This window comes from Streptococcus sp. Marseille-Q6488 (assembly GCF_946902925.1).
Lineage (GTDB): Bacteria > Bacillota > Bacilli > Lactobacillales > Streptococcaceae > Streptococcus.
Window position 1 is genome coordinate 136,221 of sequence record NZ_CAMPPZ010000008.1, and the last position, 19,896, is coordinate 156,116.

A 19,896-nucleotide genomic window follows, 5' to 3' on the forward strand; every position below is an offset into this window, starting at 1 on the left:
AACATAGAGGAGGAAAATATAATGGTGAAGATTGGTTTGTTTTGTGCAGCAGGATTTTCTACTGGTATGCTTGTAAATAATATGAAAATTGCAGCGCAATCTAGTGGAGTTGAAGCAGAAATAGAGGCGTTTTCTCAGTCTAAATTAGCTGATTATGCCCCAAATATAGATGTCGCACTATTGGGACCGCAAGTTGCTTATACATTAGATAAGTCAAAAGAAATTTGTGATAAGTGTAATGTTCCGATAGCTGTTATTCCGATGATGGACTATGGTATGTTAGATGGGAAAAAAGTATTAGATTTGGCCCTATCTTTGATTAGTGGGTAAGAAAAGGAGTTTTATTATGGCAAAGATGGATGTTCAGAAAATCATTGCACCAATGATGAAATTTGTGAATATGCGTGGTATTATAGCTCTAAAAGATGGTATGTTAGCAATTTTGCCATTGACAGTAGTTGGTAGTTTATTCTTGATTATGGGACAATTGCCATTTGAAGGATTAAACAAGAGCATTGCTAGTGTATTTGGAGCAAATTGGACAGAGCCGTTTATGCAAGTCTATTCAGGAACTTTTGCGATTATGGGTCTAATTTCTTGTTTTTCAATTGCCTATTCTTATGCTAAGAATAGCGGAGTAGAGGCTTTGCCAGCTGGGGTTCTATCTGTATCTGCATTCTTTATTTTGCTAAGATCATCTTATATCCCTAAACAAGGTGAGGCAATTGGGGATGCTATTAGTAAAGTTTGGTTTGGAGGTCAAGGAATTATCGGTGCTATCATTATAGGTTTGGTAGTAGGAAGTATTTATACCTTCTTTATAAAGAGAAAAATTGTTATTAAGATGCCAGAACAAGTTCCACAAGCTATTGCCAAACAGTTTGAAGCAATGATTCCAGCATTTGTAATTTTCTTACTTTCTATGATTGTATATATTTTAGCGAGCTCATTGACTAATGGCGGAACATTCATAGAAATGATTTATTCTGCTATTCAAGTTCCATTGCAAGGTTTAACTGGATCTTTGTATGGTGCAATTGGAATTGCATTCTTTATATCATTTTTATGGTGGTTTGGTGTCCATGGACAATCGGTAGTAAATGGAGTAGTGACAGCTCTGCTTTTATCTAATCTTGATGCTAATAAAGCTATGTTAGCCTCTGGTAATCTATCATTAGAAAATGGAGCACATATTGTTACCCAACAGTTTTTAGATTCATTTTTAATTCTATCTGGTTCAGGGATTACGTTTGGTCTTGTAGTTGCGATGCTTTTTGCAGCAAAATCGAAACAGTACCAAGCGTTAGGTAAAGTAGCAGCCTTTCCAGCAATATTTAACGTAAATGAGCCAGTTGTATTTGGATTTCCAATTGTTATGAATCCAGTTATGTTTGTACCTTTCATTCTTGTTCCTGTACTTGCAGCTGTGATAGTATATGGAGCTATTGCAACAGGTTTCATGCAGCCATTTTCAGGAGTTACATTACCTTGGAGCACCCCAGCTATTATATCAGGATTTATGGTTGGTGGATGGCAAGGAGTTATTACTCAGCTGGTGATATTAGCGATGTCTACATTAGTTTATTTCCCATTCTTTAAAGTACAGGATCGTTTAGCTTATCAGAATGAAGCATGATAATTCTAAAAAAACATTTGTGTATTGTCATTAAACACACACATTTGTGCTAAAAATTAGAGAGTTAAAGTTTTTCTAGTTAAAAGCTTGAAATTCTCTAAAAAATCAGGTATTATATTTTCGAAAGAAACAAAAATATTTTCGAAAGAAAGGTGCTTACGATGGTAAATACAGAAGTAGCAAGAACAACAATCAAGACAGAATATTTTGGCAGCCTTACTGAAAGGATGAACAAATATCGAGAAGATGTTTTAAATAAAAAACCTTATATTGATGCTGAAAGAGCAGTTTTAGCAACACGCGCTTATGATCGATATAAGGAACAACCTAATGTCCTAAAACGCGCCTATATGCTCAAAGAAATTTTGGAAAATATGACTATCTATATCGAAGAAGAATCTATGATTGCGGGAAATCAAGCTTCTTCCAATAAAGATGCTCCTATTTTTCCAGAATATACGCTAGAATTTGTTCTCAATGAGTTGGATCTTTTTGAAAAGCGTGATGGAGATGTTTTCTATATTACTGAAGAAACAAAAGAACAACTTAGAAGTATTGCTCCGTTTTGGGAAAATAATAATTTACGTGCGAGAGCTGGTGCCTTATTACCTGAAGAAGTGTCTGTTTATATGGAAACAGGATTCTTCGGTATGGAAGGTAAGATGAATTCTGGAGATGCTCACTTAGCAGTTAACTATCAGAAATTGTTGCAATTTGGTTTAAGAGGTTTTGAAGAGCGGGCTCGTAAATCGAAAGCAGCGCTAGATTTAACAGATCCAGCAAGTATTGATAAATATCATTTTTACGACTCTATATTTATCGTAATCGATGCTATTAAAGTATATGCAAATCGCTTTGTTGCTCTTGCTAAAAGTTTAGCCGAAAATGCAAATCCTAAACGTAAGAAAGAATTACTTGAGATTGCAGATATTTGCTCTCGAGTCCCATATGAGCCGGCAACTACTTTTGCAGAAGCTATTCAATCAGTCTGGTTTATTCAATGTATTTTACAAATTGAATCTAATGGCCACTCTCTTTCATATGGCCGTTTTGATCAATATATGTATCCATATATGAAGGCTGATTTAGAAAGTGGTAAAGAAACAGAAGATAGCATTGTTGAACGTCTAACAAATCTTTGGATTAAGACAATTACAATTAATAAGGTTCGCAGTCAAGCACATACATTTTCTTCAGCAGGAAGTCCTTTATATCAAAATGTTACAATTGGTGGACAGACTCGAGATAAGAAGGATGCTGTTAACCCATTATCTTATTTGGTATTAAAATCAGTTGCACAAACCCATCTACCGCAACCTAATCTAACTGTACGTTACCATGCAGGTTTAGATGCTCGTTTCATGAATGAGTGTATTGAAGTGATGAAACTTGGTTTTGGTATGCCTGCATTTAATAATGATGAGATTATTATTCCTTCTTTTATTGCAAAAGGAGTATTGGAAGATGATGCTTATGATTACAGTGCCATTGGATGTGTTGAAACGGCAGTTCCAGGGAAATGGGGCTATCGTTGCACAGGTATGAGTTATATGAACTTCCCTAAGGTTCTACTTATCACGATGAATGATGGAATTGATCCGGCTTCGGGTAAACGGTTTGCACCAAGCTTTGGTCATTTTAAGGATATGAAGAACTTTTCTGAATTAGAAAATGCTTGGGATAAAACACTAAGATATTTGACACGAATGAGTGTTATTGTTGAAAATTCTATTGATTTATCATTGGAACGAGAAGTTCCTGATATTCTATGTTCAGCATTGACTGATGATTGTATTGGTCGTGGAAAACACCTTAAAGAAGGTGGAGCAGTATATGATTATATATCAGGTTTGCAAGTTGGAATTGCAAATTTGTCGGATTCATTAGCTGCAATTAAAAAATTGGTATTTGAGGAAGAACGTATAAGCCCAAGTCAGCTTTGGCATGCACTGGAAACAGATTATGCCGGAGAAGAAGGTAAGGTCATTCAAGAAATGTTGATTCATGATGCACCTAAGTACGGTAATGATGATGATTATGCTGACAAATTGGTTACTGCTGCTTATGACATTTATGTTGATGAAATTGCTAAATATCCTAATACACGTTATGGAAGAGGTCCTATTGGAGGAATTCGTTATTCAGGAACATCTTCTATCTCAGCCAACGTAGGGCAGGGACGTGGAACATTAGCAACTCCAGATGGACGCAACGCGGGTACACCGTTAGCAGAGGGTTGTTCACCATCACATAATATGGATCAACACGGCCCTACATCTGTTTTAAAATCTGTTTCAAAATTACCAACAGATGAAATCGTAGGTGGGGTTCTCTTAAATCAGAAAGTAAATCCTCAAACCTTAGCCAAAGAAGAAGATAAATTAAAACTAATTGCTTTGTTACGAACATTCTTTAATCGTTTACATGGGTACCATATTCAATACAATGTTGTTTCCAGAGAGACGTTGATTGACGCTCAGAAACATCCTGAAAAACACAGAGACTTAATTGTTCGTGTTGCAGGATACTCTGCATTCTTCAATGTTCTTTCTAAGGCAACCCAAGATGATATTATAGGACGTACTGAGCATACTTTGTAAAATAAAGAGGTTCTTTTTATGGAATTTATGCTTGACACATTAAATTTAGATGAGATTAAAAAGTGGTCTGAAATTTTACCGCTAGCTGGGGTAACTTCAAATCCCACTATTGCAAAAAGAGAGGGTTCTATTAATTTTTTTGAACGAATCAAAGATGTAAGAGAATTGATTGGCTCTGCACCCTCTATTCATGTTCAGGTGATTTCTCAAGATTTTGAAGGCATCTTAAAGGATGCTCATGAAATTCGGAGACAAGCAGGAGATGATATATTTATCAAAGTACCTGTTACTCCAGCTGGATTACGTGCAATAAAGGTGCTAAAAAAAGAGGGCTACCCTATCACTGCAACAGCTATTTATACAGTTATTCAGGGATTATTAGCTATCGAAGCAGGAGCGGATTACCTAGCTCCATATTATAATAGAATGGAAAATCTGAACATTGATTCAAATTCTGTCATTCGTCAATTAGCTCTTGCTATTGATAGACAGAACTCTCCTAGTAAGATTTTAGCTGCATCCTTTAAAAATGTAGCACAAGTAAATAATGCTTTAGCTGCAGGTGCGCATGCTGTTACAGCAGGAGCAGATGTTTTTGAATCAGCTTTCGCCATGCCATCTATCCAAAAGGCGGTTGATGATTTTTCTGACGACTGGTTTGTTACTCAAAATAGTCGTTCCATTTAGATAGAGAGGAAACAAACATGAGAATTTTTGCTAGTCCTTCGAGATATATTCAAGGGGAAAATGCCTTGTTCGAAAATGCCAAATCAATATTGGATTTGGGAAATCGTCCGATTCTATTATGCGATCAGTTGGTTTATGATATTGTTGGAAAACGATTTGAAGATTACCTACATAGGTATGGTTTCCATATTGTTCTAGCCCAGTTTAATGGTGAAGCTTCTGACAATGAAATCAATCGAGTTGTTGCCTTGGCTGAGAAAGAAAATTGTGATAGTATTATCGGGCTCGGTGGTGGAAAGACGATTGATAGTGCAAAAGCTATTGCAGATTTGATTGAAAAACCTGTTATTATTGCTCCAACAATTGCATCGACCGACGCACCTGTATCTGCTTTATCTGTTATTTATACAGATGAAGGTGCATTTGATCATTATCTATTTTATTCTAAAAATCCAGATTTAGTTTTGGTTGATACAAAAGTTATTTCACAAGCTCCTAAGCGTTTATTAGCGTCTGGTATTGCAGATGGTTTAGCAACTTGGGTTGAGGCGCGTGCAGTTATGCAGGCAAATGGAAAAACTATGTTGGGACAAGAACAAACGTTGGCTGGAGTTGCAATTGCGAAGAAATGTGAAGAAACGCTGTTTGCAGATGGTTTACAGGCTATGGCAGCTTGTGAAGCTAAAGTGGTGACACCAGCATTAGAAAATATTGTTGAAGCTAATACTCTATTGAGTGGCCTAGGTTTTGAAAGTGGAGGATTGGCTGCGGCGCATGCAATTCATAATGGTTTTACTGCATTGACGGGTGACATTCATCATTTAACACATGGTGAAAAAGTAGCTTATGGAACTTTGGTACAACTTTTATTGGAAAATAGACCTAAAGAAGAACTTGATAAGTATATTGAGTTTTACAAAAAAATTGGTATGCCAACAACTCTAAAAGAAATGCATTTGGATCAAGTTGGATATGATGATTTAATAAAAGTTGGTAAACAAGCAACTATGGAGGGTGAGACAATCCATCAGATGCCGTTTAAGATTTCGCCTTCAGATGTTGCACAAGCCATTATCGCTGTAGATGCATATGTAAATTCGCAATAAACAATAGAGACTACTGTTTTACAAATGGTAGTCTTTTATTTATCCTCATATTGTATCCGAAGCTCTTTATAAATCAGGAAGTAATACAGGTTGTCAGCTATTTATTGTAAATACATTAATTAGTATTCCAGTCTTATCTTCGGTCTAAAATAAGTATTTTGTGCTATACGAGATAAGCTTCTTGGTTTACTCCTTGATTTTCTGCATAACAATGGGATAAAAAGTGGGAGATAGGGCAAGTCATAGTAATCAAAATTAATGAAATACAGTATACAGTTTTTTCTTTTAACACATTTCAAATTCCCTCAAAAATGGTATAATAGTAACATCACAAAATTGGAGAGAGACCATGAGTTTTTACAATCATAAAGAAATTGAGCCTAAGTGGCAGGGCTACTGGGCAGAACATCATACATTTAAGACTGGAACAGATGCGTCAAAACCTAAGTTTTATGCGCTTGATATGTTCCCTTATCCATCTGGAGCAGGTCTGCACGTAGGACACCCAGAAGGTTACACAGCAACGGATATCCTCAGCCGTTACAAACGTGCGCAAGGCTACAATGTCCTTCACCCAATGGGTTGGGATGCTTTTGGTTTGCCTGCAGAGCAATACGCTATGGATACTGGTAATGACCCAGCAGAATTTACAGCTGAGAACATTGCCAACTTCAAACGCCAAATCAATGCGCTTGGATTTTCTTATGACTGGGATCGTGAAGTCAATACAACAGATCCAAACTACTACAAATGGACTCAGTGGATCTTCACCAAGCTTTACGAAAAAGGCTTGGCCTATGAAGCGGAAGTGCCAGTAAACTGGGTTGAGGAATTGGGAACAGCCATCGCCAACGAAGAGGTTCTTCCTGACGGAACTTCTGAGCGTGGAGGCTATCCAGTTGTCCGCAAGCCAATGCGCCAATGGATGCTCAAAATTACGGCCTACGCAGAGCGCTTGCTCAATGACTTAGATGAACTTGATTGGCCAGAGTCTATCAAGGACATGCAACGCAACTGGATTGGGAAATCAACTGGTGCCAATGTAACTTTTAAAGTTAAGGGAACCGACAAGGAATTCACCGTCTTTACCACTCGTCCTGATACCCTTTTCGGTGCGACTTTCACTGTTTTGGCTCCTGAGCATGAACTAGTAGATGCCATCACAAGCACAGAGCAAGCAGAGGCAGTAGCAGACTACAAACACCAAGCTAGCCTTAAGTCTGACTTGGCTCGTACAGACCTTGCCAAAGAAAAAACTGGTGTTTGGACTGGTGCTTATGCCATCAACCCTGTCAATGGCAAGGAAATTCCAATCTGGATTGCGGATTACGTTCTTGCTAGTTATGGAACAGGTGCCGTTATGGCTGTACCTGCCCATGACCAACGTGACTGGGAATTTGCCAAACAATTTGACCTTCCAATCGTAGAAGTACTTGAAGGTGGAAATGTAGCAGAAGCTGCCTACACAGAGGATGGTCTTCATGTCAATTCAGACTTCCTAGATGGACTCAACAAAGAAGACGCTATTGCCAAGATTGTGGCTTGGTTGGAAGAAAAAGGCTGTGGACAAGAGAAGGTTACCTACCGTCTCCGCGACTGGCTCTTTAGCCGTCAACGTTACTGGGGTGAACCAATCCCAATCATTCATTGGGAAGATGGAACTTCAACAGCTGTTCCTGAAAATGAACTGCCGCTTGTCTTGCCTGTAACCAAGGCTATCCGTCCTTCAGGTACTGGTGAAAGTCCACTAGCTAACTTGACAGATTGGCTTGAAGTGACTCGTGAAGATGGTGTCAAAGGTCGTCGTGAAACTAACACTATGCCACAATGGGCAGGTTCAAGCTGGTACTACCTCCGCTATATTGATCCACACAATACTGAGAAATTGGCTGATGAGGACCTTCTCAAACAATGGTTGCCAGTAGATATTTACGTGGGTGGTGCAGAGCATGCCGTTCTTCACTTGCTTTACGCTCGTTTCTGGCATAAATTCCTCTATGACCTCGGTGTCGTTCCAACTAAGGAACCATTCCAAAAACTCTTTAACCAAGGAATGATTTTGGGAACAAGCTACCGTGACCACCGTGGGGCTCTTGTGGCAACCGATAAGGTTGAAAAACGTGACGGTTCTTTCTTCCATGTGGAAACAGGGGAAGAGTTGGAGCAAGCACCAGCCAAGATGTCTAAATCTCTAAAGAACGTTGTCAACCCAGACGACGTGGTGGAACAATACGGTGCTGATACCCTTCGTGTCTATGAAATGTTTATGGGACCGCTTGATGCTTCAATCGCTTGGTCTGAAGAAGGTCTGGAAGGAAGCCGTAAGTTCCTTGACCGTGTTTACCGTTTGATTATGAGTAAGGAAATCCTTGCGGAAAACAATGGCGCTCTTGACAAGGTCTACAATGAAACAGTCAAATCTGTCACTGAGCAAATCGAGTCTATGAAATTCAACACAGCTATTGCCCAACTCATGGTCTTTGTCAATGCGGCTAACAAGGAAGACGAACTCTATGTGGACTACGCCAAAGGATTTATCCAATTGATTGCACCATTTGCTCCTCACTTGGCAGAAGAACTCTGGCAAACAGTTGCGGCAACAGGTGAGTCAATCTCTTACGTGGCTTGGCCAACATGGGACGAAAGCAAATTAGTTGAAGACGAAATCGAAATCGTTGTCCAAATCAAAGGTAAAGTCCGTGCCAAACTCATGGTCGCTAAAGATCTATCACGCGAAGAATTGCAAGAAATTGCTCTCGCTGATGAAAAAGTCAAAGCAGAAATTGACGGTAAGGACATCGTGAAAGTGATTGCAGTACCTAACAAACTCGTTAATATCGTCGTTAAATAACGAGTTTATTAGCTCTATCTGCCACCTTCAATAGTCCACTGGACTATTGAAGCTAACTAAATTGGTTAATATTGTTGTGAAATAAGATAGGAATCCTTTAGAGTAGAATCTGGGGGATTTTTTGAATCTTCTTATGAAAGTATGATATACTATGGGCAACTATAAAGTTTGGAAAGCAAAACAAGGGGAAAGTTATGCCAGTAAATGAATATGGTCAAATGATTGGTGAGTCAATGGAAGGTTATACACCAGGTGAATTGCCTTCTATTGATTTCTTAGAAGGGCGATATGCTCGAATAGAAGCTCTTTCAGTGGAAAAGCATGCGGAGGATTTGCTAGCTGTTTATGGTCCGGATACTCCTCGGGAGATGTGGACATACCTCTTTCAGGAACCAGTGGCAGATATGGAGGAGTTGGTTACCCTTTTAAATCAGATGTTGGCTCGTAAGGACCGTTTTTACTATGCAATCATAGATAAGGCAACTGGTAAGGCTTTGGGAACTTTTTCTCTAATGCGTATTGACCAGGATAACCGAGTAATAGAAGTGGGAGCTGTCACTTTTTCTCCAAAACTCAGGGGGACACGGATAGGGACAGAAGCCCAGTATCTCTTGGCTTGCTATGTCTTTGAGGAGCTTAACTATCGTCGCTATGAGTGGAAATGCGATGCTCTTAACCTGCCATCAAGGCGAGCTGCAGAACGTTTGGGCTTTATTTATGAAGGAACCTTCCGTCAGGCAGTGGTTTATAAGGGGCGTACGAGGGATACGGATTGGTTGTCTATGATTGATAAGGACTGGCCAAAAGTCAAAGCTCGATTGGAATCATGGCTGACTCCTGAAAATTTTGATAAAAATGGACGACAGTACAAGAGCTTGAGAGAATTTTAAGAGGTGGTGACATGATTACTATTAAAAAGCAAGAAATTGTCAAGCTAGAGGATGTTTTGCATCTCTATCAGGCTGTCGGTTGGACAAATTATACAAATCAACCTCAGATGCTGGAGCAGGCCTTGTCTCATTCATTAGCGATTTATGTGGCACTTGATGGTGATGCTGTGGTGGGCTTGATTCGTTTGGTTGGAGATGGATTCTCATCAGTATTGGTTCAGGATTTAATCGTTTTACCAATCTATCAGCGCCAAGGGATTGGTAGTGCCCTAATGAAAGAGGCTTTAGAGGATTACAAAGATGCCTATCAAGTCCAGCTGGTGACAGAAGAGACAGAAAAAAACGTGGGATTTTATCGTTCTATGGGCTTTGAAATCTTATCCACCTATAATTGTATAGGAATGACTTGGATGAATCGAGAAAAATAATAAAACCTGTTTTTCTTAAGCAAAGTTTAAGGATGATCTAGTATTATATAGTTATTAAATAAAGACCTCCTAACTTTATTTAATGAAATCCTAAAACTTTTTTCATCATAATCTCCTAATGAAGCCACCCAATCAGGTGGCTTTTTTGTGGGGTGAGGTGATGGTAATAGAAATTTTTTGAAAAATGGTAGAATTTGAAAAAAGTTAAGCTAGTTTTAAGCTTCGTCTTGTATCATATAGTTATTAAATAAAGACCTCCTAACTTTATTTAATAAAATCCTAAACTTTTCTTTTTCATCATAATCTCCCTTAACTTCACCCAATCAGGTGGAGTTTTTTGGCTCTATTTCAGGCTTTTGAGGAGTTTTCTAAACATCATTTTCCGATATTTTCCGGTATTTTTCGGATTTTGGTTGGGGAATTGGCGGGGACTTTTTAGGAAATATGACTAAGAAATAGGTTTGCTGTTACTTCAGCTACTTCAAACTCAATTTGATTGTAAGTGACTGTTAATTGAAGGACTGGAACTGCTGTAATAATGATTTTGCTTGTCCAGTAGTGGCGTATTAAATGAGGAGTGACATGTAAGATTTTCTATTCGTTTACTAAATCAAAATTTCTATGAAATTGATAGAATCCCTAACTTTCTCTTAAACTTGAAAGTCTTGTTGTAAAGCGGTTAAAGCTTGAGAAGCTGAGAATATAAACCTTTGACAAATTTTGTGAACTATGGGATAATAAAAGGGAATTGAGTACTAGTTCTATATCATAGGCTAGAAAAGACCCCAAGCTCACGACCAAATAAGCTTGAGGTCTTTTTTGACACTATTTGTCCTTGTTTAGCCATTTATCTACTAAGCGAAGAACGACACCGACCACAATTGGTCCGATGATAGTTTTGAGTACTAATTCCATCATGGGCTATCTCACCTCCTTTCGTAGGCGGTGTAGCAGTGCCGTATAATATTATACCACATAAATGTTAAACTCGGGAGTCACCCAATCAGGTGGAGTTTTTTGGCTCTATTTCAGGCTTTTCGGGAGTTTTCTAAACATCATTTTCCGATAACTTTCGCAATCTTGAAAGTCTTGTTGTACAGAGGTTTAAGAGAATATAAACCTTTGACAAATTTTGTGAACTATGGGATAATAAAAGGGAATTAAGTATTGTGTCTATATCATAGGCTAGAAAAGACCCCAAGCTCACGTCCAAATAAGCTTGGGGTCTTTTTGACACTATTTATCCTTGTTTAGCCATTTATCGACTAAGCGAAGAACGACACCGACCACAATTGGTCCGATGATAGTTTTAAGTATTGTATCCATCATGGGCTATCTCACCTCCTTTCGCAGGCGGTGTAGCAGTGCCGTATAATATTATACCACATACGTGCTAAACTCGGGAGTCACCCAATCGGGTGGCTTTTTTGTTTGTGGCTTGGTTTTTTGATATAATAGAGCCATGAGTAGAATTTTAGACAATGAGATAATGGGGGATGAAGAGTTAGTAGAACGCACGCTCCGTCCTCAGTATTTACGTGAATATATCGGGCAGGATAAGGTCAAGGATCAGCTCCAAATCTTTATCGAAGCTGCCAAAATGCGGGATGAAGCGCTGGATCATGTCCTTTTATTTGGACCTCCAGGTTTGGGGAAAACGACCATGGCCTTTGTTATTGCCAACGAACTGGGTGTCAATCTCAAGCAGACGTCTGGGCCTGTCATTGAAAAAGCCGGAGATCTAGTAGCGATTTTGAATGACTTAGAGCCTGGGGATGTTCTCTTTATTGATGAGATTCATCGCTTGCCCATGTCGGTGGAAGAGGTGCTTTATAGTGCCATGGAGGACTTTTACATTGACATCATGATTGGTGCTGGTGAAGGTAGTCGCAGTGTTCATTTGGAGTTGCCACCTTTTACCTTGATTGGTGCGACGACTCGGGCTGGTATGCTCTCAAATCCGCTACGGGCACGTTTTGGAATTACAGGTCATATGGAGTATTATGCCCATGCTGATTTGACGGAAATTGTTGAGCGGACGGCAGATATTTTTGAGATGAAAATCACTCATGAGGCAGCATCCGAGTTGGCCTTGCGTAGTCGTGGAACCCCTCGTATTGCCAATCGTCTCCTCAAGCGCGTGCGTGATTTTGCCCAGATAATGGGGAATGGGGTGATCGATGATCTTATTACCGATAAGGCTTTGACCATGCTGGATGTTGACCATGAAGGTTTGGACTATGTGGACCAAAAAATCCTTCGGACCATGATTGAGATGTACGGTGGTGGCCCTGTTGGTCTAGGAACTCTTTCTGTTAACATAGCAGAAGAGCGTGAGACAGTGGAGGACATGTATGAGCCCTACTTGATTCAAAAAGGTTTTATCATGCGTACGCGGTCTGGACGGGTGGCGACTGCTAAGGCATATGAGCATTTGGGGTATGAGTACAGTGAAAAATAAGCAAGAAATTCTAGAGGCTTTTAGAAAAAATCCAGATATGATGACTATTCTGACTATCATCCGAAACCTGGAGTTGACAGATTCCTGGTTGGCAGCGGGTTCTGTCAGAAATTTCATCTGGAATCTCTTGTCAGACAAATCCCCTTTTGACTGTGAAACAGATGTAGATGTGATTTTCTTTAATCCAGATATTTCTTATGAGGAAACCTTATTACTGGAGAAAAAGCTACGAGAGGATTCTCCTCAGTACCAATGGGAGTTGAAAAATCAGGTCTATATGCATCAGCACAGTCCTCACACTGCTCCCTATACCAGTTCTCGTGATGCTATGAGTAAGTATCCAGAACGATGTACGGCTGTTGGACTACGCTTGAATGAAGAATCCGCTTTGGAACTCTATGCACCTTATAGTTTGGAGGATATTTTGAATTTTCAAGTTCGTCCAACTCCTCATTTTTTAGAGAATCAAGACCGAATGAAGCTCTATCAAACACGATTATCCAAGAAAAATTGGCAGGAGAAATGGAAAAATTTGATTTTTAAAAATACTTAAGGAAACTTTAAGCTAGGAAGTGTATACTAAGTCCATAAGTTAAGAAGACCTTAACTTAAACTCCTAAAACTTTTTCATAATAATCTCCCTATAAAAAATAAAGTCGCCAAATCAGGCGGCTTATTTTTTTGGAAATGGGCTTTGTGCCTGAGAATAATACTCAATGAAAATCAAAGAGCAAACTAGGAAGCTAACCGCAGGTTGCTCAAAACACTGTTTTGAGGTTGCAGATAGAGCTGACATGGTTTGAAGAGATTTTCGGGTAAATTCCCAAACTAACTTCCACCGTTAATCCAAGTGGAAGTTAGTCTGATAAAAATCGTAAAAACCAGTGGAAATCCGTGTCAGGGTAAGTTCCACTGGTTTTAATCATGCTTGATTTTATTGCTTTTGTAACCAAAATGAATCGAAAAAAAGAGCGCACAAAATCCCCTTATCTGAAAGCGTTTCAGATTAAGTTCCGCTATGGTGGAAGTTAGTGTGAGACGTTTGAATGCGGTTAAAGATTAGTTTTTAGAACTTATGTTGGAGTAATGTAGAAGACTGACAAACGTCTTCTGCAGGTATTTTAGAAATGCCTAGAAGCTTAGGAATTTCTTCTCCATAGGTAAAGACAAAGAGTTCATAGGCTGACTTTCCATTCAAAGCAGCACGTTTGACGCTGTTGACATGCGAACAAACGAGATTGATGTCCTCTTGAGTTAAGTTGTCAAAAGAAGTTCCTTTAGGTAGAATGTCGCGAATCAGCGTGTGATTTTTCTCAATTCTGCCTTTCTGGTCAGAGCGATTAGGGTCACAAAAGAATAGCTTACTCTCTCCTCGCACATCCATTTCGATGTCATCAACCCTTGCAAACTCTCCACCATTATCGGTAAGAATGACAGGAAAGAGTTGGAAGAAATCTTTGTCCGCTTGGTGAAGAGTGTTCTTAATATCATAGAGGTGTTTGGTAACCTCAAGGGCAGTTTTATTATCCAGAAGTCTAGCGAAGATAAAGTTACAGAAAGATAGATTGAAGGTGAGTAGGACTTTACCTCCCATTCTACCCATAACCGTATCCATTTCCAGCCAAGAGTCTAGTTGATTCAGTGCTAAATAGTTTTGGAAATCCTCATAGGAACGGCCTTTTTTAGCTTCTTTAGGGATGGAAGGTAGCTTACTTTTCCGTCTTTCTTTGAATTTAACGGCTCTGGCAAGATCAATCGGAGCGATAGACAGGTAACCTTTTCGGATGTGTCGATAGACAGTCGAGGAGCTAACATCAAGGTTATGAGTTTTCAGAATATGATAGATGTGTTGTCCTTTTTTAACCCCATCAGAAATGATTTTGTCCATATCCCAGAAAGTCTGAGAATTAAGAGGAGTTCCTTCACGAGATTCAACAAGAGTTTGTTCGTACTGTTTTTGAGCTTGTTTAGCGAGGTAGAAGATCTTCTTATAGCCACAATTCTGTCTTCTTTTAGGACATCCATTACAGACAAAGGGAGCCTTATCGAGTAAAGGGCAAGGAAGGTTGTTAGAGGTAGAGTATCTAATTTGTTTGTTTCGTTTGACTTCTTTAGAAACAGTAGTCGGGTCTTTTAGAACAAGTTGCCCGATAGCTTTGAAGGTTTCACCGCGCTCTAAGCCCAATTGGATATCATTACGGTCTGAAAGGGTAAGGTGTTTATGTTTTGTCATAGTGAGCCTCGTTTCTAACTCAAACGTCTCATACTTAATTCCACCATAAAAATCCGTTTTAGACTAATTTCCACTTTGGTTAGGCAAGTGGAAGTTACTTTGAGAAGTTAGCGAAGAGATTTTCGAAGAGTATAAATAGCTTAGTGATAGAAGAAAATGAGGAAATATGGTATAATGAAACGATAGATTTTTGAATAGGAATAAGATCATGTTTGGATTTTTTAAGAAAGATAAGGCTGTGGAAGTAGAGGTTCCGACACAGGTTCCTGCTCATATCGGCATCATTATGGATGGCAATGGCCGTTGGGCTAAAAAACGTATGCAACCGCGAGTTTTTGGACACAAGGCGGGCATGGAAGCATTGCAAACTGTGACCAAGGCAGCCAACAAACTGGGCGTTAAGGTTATTACGGTCTATGCTTTTTCTACGGAAAATTGGACCCGTCCAGATCAGGAAGTCAAGTTTATCATGAACTTGCCAGTAGAGTTTTATGATAATTATGTTCCAGAACTACATGCGAATAATGTTAAGATTCAAATGATTGGGGAAACGGACCGCCTGCCTAAGCAAACTTTTGAAGCTCTGACCAAGGCTGAGGAATTGACTAAGAACAACACAGGTTTGATTCTTAATTTTGCCCTCAACTATGGTGGACGTGCTGAGATTACACAGGCTCTTAAGTTGATTTCTCAGGATGTTTTAGATGCCAAAATCAACCCAGGTGACATCACAGAGGAATTGATTGGCAACTATCTCTTCACCCAGCATTTGCCTAAGGACTTACGAGATCCGGACTTGATTATCCGGACTAGTGGGGAATTGCGTTTGAGTAATTTCCTTCCATGGCAGGGAGCCTATAGTGAGCTCTATTTTACGGACACCTTGTGGCCTGATTTTGACGAGACAGCCTTGCAGGAAGCCATTCTTGCCTACAATCGTCGTCATCGCCGATTTGGAGGAGTTTAGGAGGAAATATGACACAGGATTTACAGAAAAGAACCTTGTTTGCAGGAATTGCCCTGGCTATTTTCCTACCGATTTTGATGATTGGGGGACTCTTGCTTCAGATAGCAATTGGAATCATAGCTATGCTAGCCATGCATGAACTTTTGAAGATGAGAGGTCTAGAGACCATGACGATGGAGGGCCTCTTGACCCTCTTTGCAACCTTTGCCTTGACCATTCCCTTGGAGAATTACCTGACTTTTTTGCCAGTTGATGGGAATGTGGTTGCTTATAGTGTTTTGATTTCAATCATGTTAGGAACGACCGTTTTTAGCAAGTCTTATACAATTGAGGATGCTGTTTTCCCGCTTGCTATGAGTTTCTATGTGGGCTTTGGTTTTAATGCTCTATTAGATGCTAGAATTGCAGGTTTAGATAAGGCATTATTAGCCTTGTGTATTGTTTGGGCAACAGACAGTGGTGCCTATCTTGTTGGGATGAACTATGGGAAACGAAAATTAGCTCCGACAGTTTCTCCAAATAAAACCTTTGAGGGGGCCTTGGGTGGTATTTTAGGCGCTATTTTAGTAACTATCATCTTTATGATTGTTGACAGCACAGTCGCTCTTCCGTATGGAATTTACAAGATGTCAGTCTTTGCTATTTTCTTTAGCATTGCTGGACAATTTGGTGACTTACTAGAAAGTTCGATTAAGCGTCACTTTGGTGTTAAGGATTCTGGGAAATTTATCCCTGGACATGGTGGTGTTTTGGATCGTTTCGATAGTATGTTGCTTGTATTTCCAATCATGCACTTGTTTGGACTCTTTTAATCAAAAGACGGAGGAAATACTATGCTCGGAATTTTAACCTTTATTCTGGTTTTTGGGATTATTGTAGTGGTGCACGAGTTCGGACACTTCTACTTTGCCAAGAAATCAGGGATTCTAGTGCGTGAATTTGCCATTGGCATGGGACCCAAGATCTTTGCTCATATTGGCAAGGATGGAACGGCCTATACCATTCGCATCTTGCCTCTGGGTGGCTATGTTCGCATGGCTGGTTGGGGTGATGATACAACTGAAATCAAGACAGGAACTCCTGTCAGTTTGACGCTTACTGATGATGGTAAGGTTAAACGCATCAATCTTTCAGGTAAAAAATTGGATCAAACAGCTCTTCCTATGCAGGTGACCCAGTTTGACTTTGAAGACAAGCTCTTTATCAAGGGCTTGGTTCTGGAAGAAGAAAAAACATTTGCAGTGGATCACGATGCAACGGTTGTGGAAGCAGATGGTACTGAGGTTCGGATTGCACCTTTAGATGTGCAATATCAAAATGCAACTATCTGGGGCAAACTGATTACCAACTTTGCAGGACCTATGAATAACTTTATCTTAGGTGTCGTTGTTTTCTGGATTTTAATCTTCATGCAGGGTGGTGTCAGAGATGTCGATACCAACCAGTTCCATGTCATGCCTCAAGGGGCTTTGGCTAAGGTGGGAGTACCAGAAACGGCACAGATTACCAAGATTGGTTCACATAAGATTAGCAACTGGGAAAGTTTGATTCAGGCTGTGGAATCAGAAACCAAAGATAAGACGGCCCCAACCTTGGATGTGACTATTTCTGAAAAGGGTAGTGACAAACAAGTTACGGTTACTCCGGAAGAAAGTCAAGGCCGTTACCTTCTAGGTGTTCAACCGGGGATTAAGTCAGATTTTCTATCCATGTTTGTAGGTGGTTTTACAACTGCTGCTGACTCGGCCCTCCGAATTCTCTCAGCTCTGAAAAATCTGATTTTCCAACCGGATTTGAACAAGCTAGGTGGACCTGTTGCCATCTTTAAGGCAAGTAGTGACGCTGCTAAAAATGGAATTGAGAATGTCTTGTACTTCTTGGCAATGATTTCCATCAATATCGGGATTTTTAATCTTATTCCGATTCCAGCCCTGGATGGTGGTAAGATTGTGCTCAATATCCTAGAAGCCATCCGCCGCAAACCATTGAAACAAGAAATTGAAACTTATGTCACCTTGGCCGGAGTGGTCATCATGGTTGTCTTGATGATTGCTGTGACCTGGAATGACATTATGCGACTCTTTTTTAGATAATCGAGGAATATTATGAAACAAAGTAAAATGCCTATCCCAACGCTTCGCGAAATGCCAAGCGATGCTCAAGTTATCAGCCATGCTCTTATGTTGCGTGCTGGTTATGTTCGCCAAGTATCTGCAGGTGTTTATTCTTACCTACCACTTGCTAATCGTGTGATTGAAAAAGCTAAAAATATCATGCGCCAAGAATTCGATAAGATTGGTGCAGTGGAGATGTTGGCTCCTGCCCTTCTCAGTGCAGAATTGTGGCGCGAATCAGGTCGTTACGAAACTTATGGTGAGGACCTTTACAAACTAAAAAACCGTGAAAAATCAGACTTTATCCTAGGTCCAACTCACGAAGAAACCTTTACAGCTATTGTCCGTGATTCTGTTAAGTCTTACAAGCAATTGCCACTTAACCTTTACCAAATCCAGCCTAAGTATCGTGATGAAAAACGCCCACGTAATGGACTTCTTCGTACACGTGAGTTTATCATGAAGGATGCTTATAGTTTCCACGCTAACTATGATAGCTTGGACAGTGTTTATGATGAGTATAAGGCTGCTTATGAGCGTATTTTCACTCGTAGTGGTTTAGACTTCAAGGCTATCATTGGTGACGGTGGAGCCATGGGTGGTAAGGACAGCCAAGAATTTATGGCCATTACACCTGCTCGTACAGACCTTGACCGCTGGGTTGTCTTGGACAAGTCAGTTGCCTCATTTGACGAAATTCCTACAGAAGTGCAAGAAGACATCAAGGCAGAATTGCTCAAATGGATGGTCTCTGGTGAAGATACCATTGCTTACTCAAGTGAATCTAGCTATGCGGCTAACTTGGAAATGGCAACAAACGAGTACAAACCAAGCAACCGTGTTGTCGCTGAAGAAGAAGTGACTCGTGTTGCAACACCAGATGTTAAATCAATCGATGAAGTTGCAGCCTTCCTCAACGTTCCAGAAGAACAAACGATTAAAACCCTCTTCTACATGGCAGATGGTGAGCTTGTTGCAGCCCTTCTAGTTGGAAATGACCAACTCAACGAAGTCAAGTTGAAAAACCACTTGGGAGCAGATTTCTTTGACGTTGCTAGTGAAGAAGAAGTGGCAAATGTTGTTCAAGCAGGATTTGGTTCACTTGGCCCGGTTGGTTTGCCAGAGAATGTTAAAATCATTGCAGATCGTAAGGTGCAAGATGTTCGCAATGCAGTTGTCGGTGCTAACGAAGATGGCTACCACTTGACTGGTGTGAACCCAGGCCGTGATTTTACTGCAGAATATGTGGATATCCGTGAAGTTCGTGAGGGTGAAATTTCTCCAGACGGGCAAGGAGTCCTTAACTTTGCGCGTGGTATTGAAATTGGTCACATCTTCAAACTCGGTACTCGCTATTCAGCAAGCATGGGAGCAGATGTTTTGGATGAAAATGGCCGTGCTGTGCCAATCATCATGGGATGTTACGGTATCGGTGTCAGCCGCCTCCTTTCAGCAGTGATGGAACAACACGCTCGTCTCTTTGTTAACAAAACGCCAAAAGGTGAATACCGTTACGCATGGGGCATCAACTTCCCTAAAGAATTGGCACCATTTGATGTGCATTTGATTACTGTCAATGTCAAGGACGAAGAAGCACAAGCTCTGACAGAAAAACTTGAAGCAAGCTTGATGGGAGCTGGTTACGAAGTCTTGACAGACGACCGTAATGAACGTGTCGGAGTCAAATTCAGCGATAGTGACTTGATTGGATTGCCGATTCGTATCACTGTTGGGAAGAAAGCGGCTGATGGCATCGTAGAAGTGAAGATTAAAGCGACTGGTGATACCATCGAAGTTCATGCAGATAACTTGCTCGAAACGCTTGAAATTCTCAGCAAGAAATAAAAACTATAATCAGAAGAAAAACAAGGAAAAAATGTAACTAGTTTTTACCTTGTTTTTTCTGTATAATGGGAAAAATGA

17 protein-coding genes are annotated in these 19,896 nt (G+C 40.0%); 14 read left to right on the top strand and 3 right to left on the bottom strand.

Going from position 1 to position 19,896, the window contains the following annotated elements:
- Positions 1-21 precede the first annotated feature (21 nt).
- From OVN23_RS03960 to OVN23_RS03995, 8 genes are all read left to right on the top strand, one after another.
- A complete protein-coding gene (locus OVN23_RS03960; protein ID WP_173213322.1) occupies positions 22-330 on the top strand; it encodes a PTS sugar transporter subunit IIB in 309 nt (102 codons plus the stop codon).
- Positions 331-346: 16 nt separating this feature from the next.
- Complete coding sequence (locus OVN23_RS03965; protein ID WP_153210277.1) at positions 347-1,636, top strand: PTS sugar transporter subunit IIC; 1,290 nt, start codon at positions 347-349, stop codon at positions 1,634-1,636.
- Positions 1,637-1,797: 161 nt separating this feature from the next.
- Complete coding sequence (locus OVN23_RS03970) at positions 1,798-4,236, top strand: glycyl radical protein (RefSeq protein WP_173249794.1); 2,439 nt, start codon at positions 1,798-1,800, stop codon at positions 4,234-4,236.
- Between the two features lie 18 nt (positions 4,237-4,254).
- The gene (locus OVN23_RS03975) at positions 4,255-4,923 is read left to right on the top strand and encodes a fructose-6-phosphate aldolase (protein WP_049524614.1); all 669 of its coding nucleotides are present in this window, start codon (positions 4,255-4,257) and stop codon (positions 4,921-4,923) included.
- A 17-nt stretch (positions 4,924-4,940) separates the two neighbouring features.
- Positions 4,941-6,029 (top strand): glycerol dehydrogenase, encoded by a 1,089-nt coding sequence (locus OVN23_RS03980; RefSeq protein ID WP_173213327.1) that lies wholly within the window; start codon positions 4,941-4,943, stop codon positions 6,027-6,029.
- A gap of 349 nt (positions 6,030-6,378) precedes the next feature.
- The gene (gene leuS, locus OVN23_RS03985) at positions 6,379-8,880 is read left to right on the top strand and encodes a leucine--tRNA ligase (protein WP_267240606.1); all 2,502 of its coding nucleotides are present in this window, start codon (positions 6,379-6,381) and stop codon (positions 8,878-8,880) included.
- Between the two features lie 194 nt (positions 8,881-9,074).
- The gene (locus OVN23_RS03990) at positions 9,075-9,770 is read left to right on the top strand and encodes a GNAT family N-acetyltransferase (protein ID WP_173213331.1); all 696 of its coding nucleotides are present in this window, start codon (positions 9,075-9,077) and stop codon (positions 9,768-9,770) included.
- 11 nt (positions 9,771-9,781) lie between these two features.
- Positions 9,782-10,198 carry a GNAT family N-acetyltransferase gene (locus OVN23_RS03995; RefSeq protein WP_173213333.1) on the top strand — a complete coding sequence of 139 codons (417 nt, stop codon included), beginning with the start codon at positions 9,782-9,784 and terminating at the stop codon, positions 10,196-10,198.
- A gap of 825 nt (positions 10,199-11,023) precedes the next feature.
- Here OVN23_RS03995 and OVN23_RS04000 read toward each other — a convergent pair.
- Positions 11,024-11,116 (bottom strand): type I toxin-antitoxin system Fst family toxin, encoded by a 93-nt coding sequence (locus OVN23_RS04000; protein ID WP_000970382.1) that lies wholly within the window; start codon positions 11,114-11,116, stop codon positions 11,024-11,026.
- 318 nt (positions 11,117-11,434) lie between these two features.
- Positions 11,435-11,527 carry a type I toxin-antitoxin system Fst family toxin gene (locus OVN23_RS04005; protein WP_000969509.1) on the bottom strand — a complete coding sequence of 31 codons (93 nt, stop codon included), beginning with the start codon at positions 11,525-11,527 and terminating at the stop codon, positions 11,435-11,437.
- A 133-nt stretch (positions 11,528-11,660) separates the two neighbouring features.
- Here OVN23_RS04005 and ruvB point away from each other — a divergent pair, with 133 nt between their 5' ends.
- A complete protein-coding gene (gene ruvB / locus OVN23_RS04010; RefSeq protein ID WP_319946277.1) occupies positions 11,661-12,659 on the top strand; it encodes a Holliday junction branch migration DNA helicase RuvB in 999 nt (332 codons plus the stop codon).
- Positions 12,640-13,212: a nucleotidyltransferase family protein gene (locus tag OVN23_RS04015; protein WP_173213335.1), complete on the top strand. Its 573-nt coding sequence runs from the start codon at positions 12,640-12,642 to the stop codon at positions 13,210-13,212. Before ruvB ends, OVN23_RS04015 begins: the two co-directional genes overlap by 20 nt.
- 513 nt (positions 13,213-13,725) lie before the next feature.
- Here OVN23_RS04015 and OVN23_RS04020 read toward each other — a convergent pair.
- Positions 13,726-14,892, bottom strand: coding sequence for an IS30 family transposase (locus OVN23_RS04020; protein ID WP_173214493.1), 1,167 nt, complete (start codon positions 14,890-14,892; stop codon positions 13,726-13,728).
- 208 nt (positions 14,893-15,100) lie between these two features.
- On the opposite strand from OVN23_RS04020, the gene OVN23_RS04025 reads away from it, so the two are divergent.
- The 4 genes from OVN23_RS04025 to OVN23_RS04040 are packed head-to-tail and all read left to right on the top strand — an operon-like array spanning position 15,101 to position 19,818.
- Positions 15,101-15,859, top strand: coding sequence for an isoprenyl transferase (locus OVN23_RS04025; RefSeq protein ID WP_166736646.1), 759 nt, complete (start codon positions 15,101-15,103; stop codon positions 15,857-15,859).
- Between the two features lie 8 nt (positions 15,860-15,867).
- Positions 15,868-16,671 carry a phosphatidate cytidylyltransferase gene (locus tag OVN23_RS04030; protein ID WP_049524343.1) on the top strand — a complete coding sequence of 268 codons (804 nt, stop codon included), beginning with the start codon at positions 15,868-15,870 and terminating at the stop codon, positions 16,669-16,671.
- Positions 16,672-16,692: 21 nt separating this feature from the next.
- On the top strand, positions 16,693-17,952 hold the full coding sequence (gene rseP, locus OVN23_RS04035; protein ID WP_173213337.1) for an RIP metalloprotease RseP: 1,260 nt from the start codon (positions 16,693-16,695) through the stop codon (positions 17,950-17,952).
- Between the two features lie 12 nt (positions 17,953-17,964).
- Positions 17,965-19,818 carry a proline--tRNA ligase gene (locus OVN23_RS04040; RefSeq protein ID WP_173213339.1) on the top strand — a complete coding sequence of 618 codons (1,854 nt, stop codon included), beginning with the start codon at positions 17,965-17,967 and terminating at the stop codon, positions 19,816-19,818.
- The last annotated feature ends 78 nt before the right edge of the window (positions 19,819-19,896 follow it).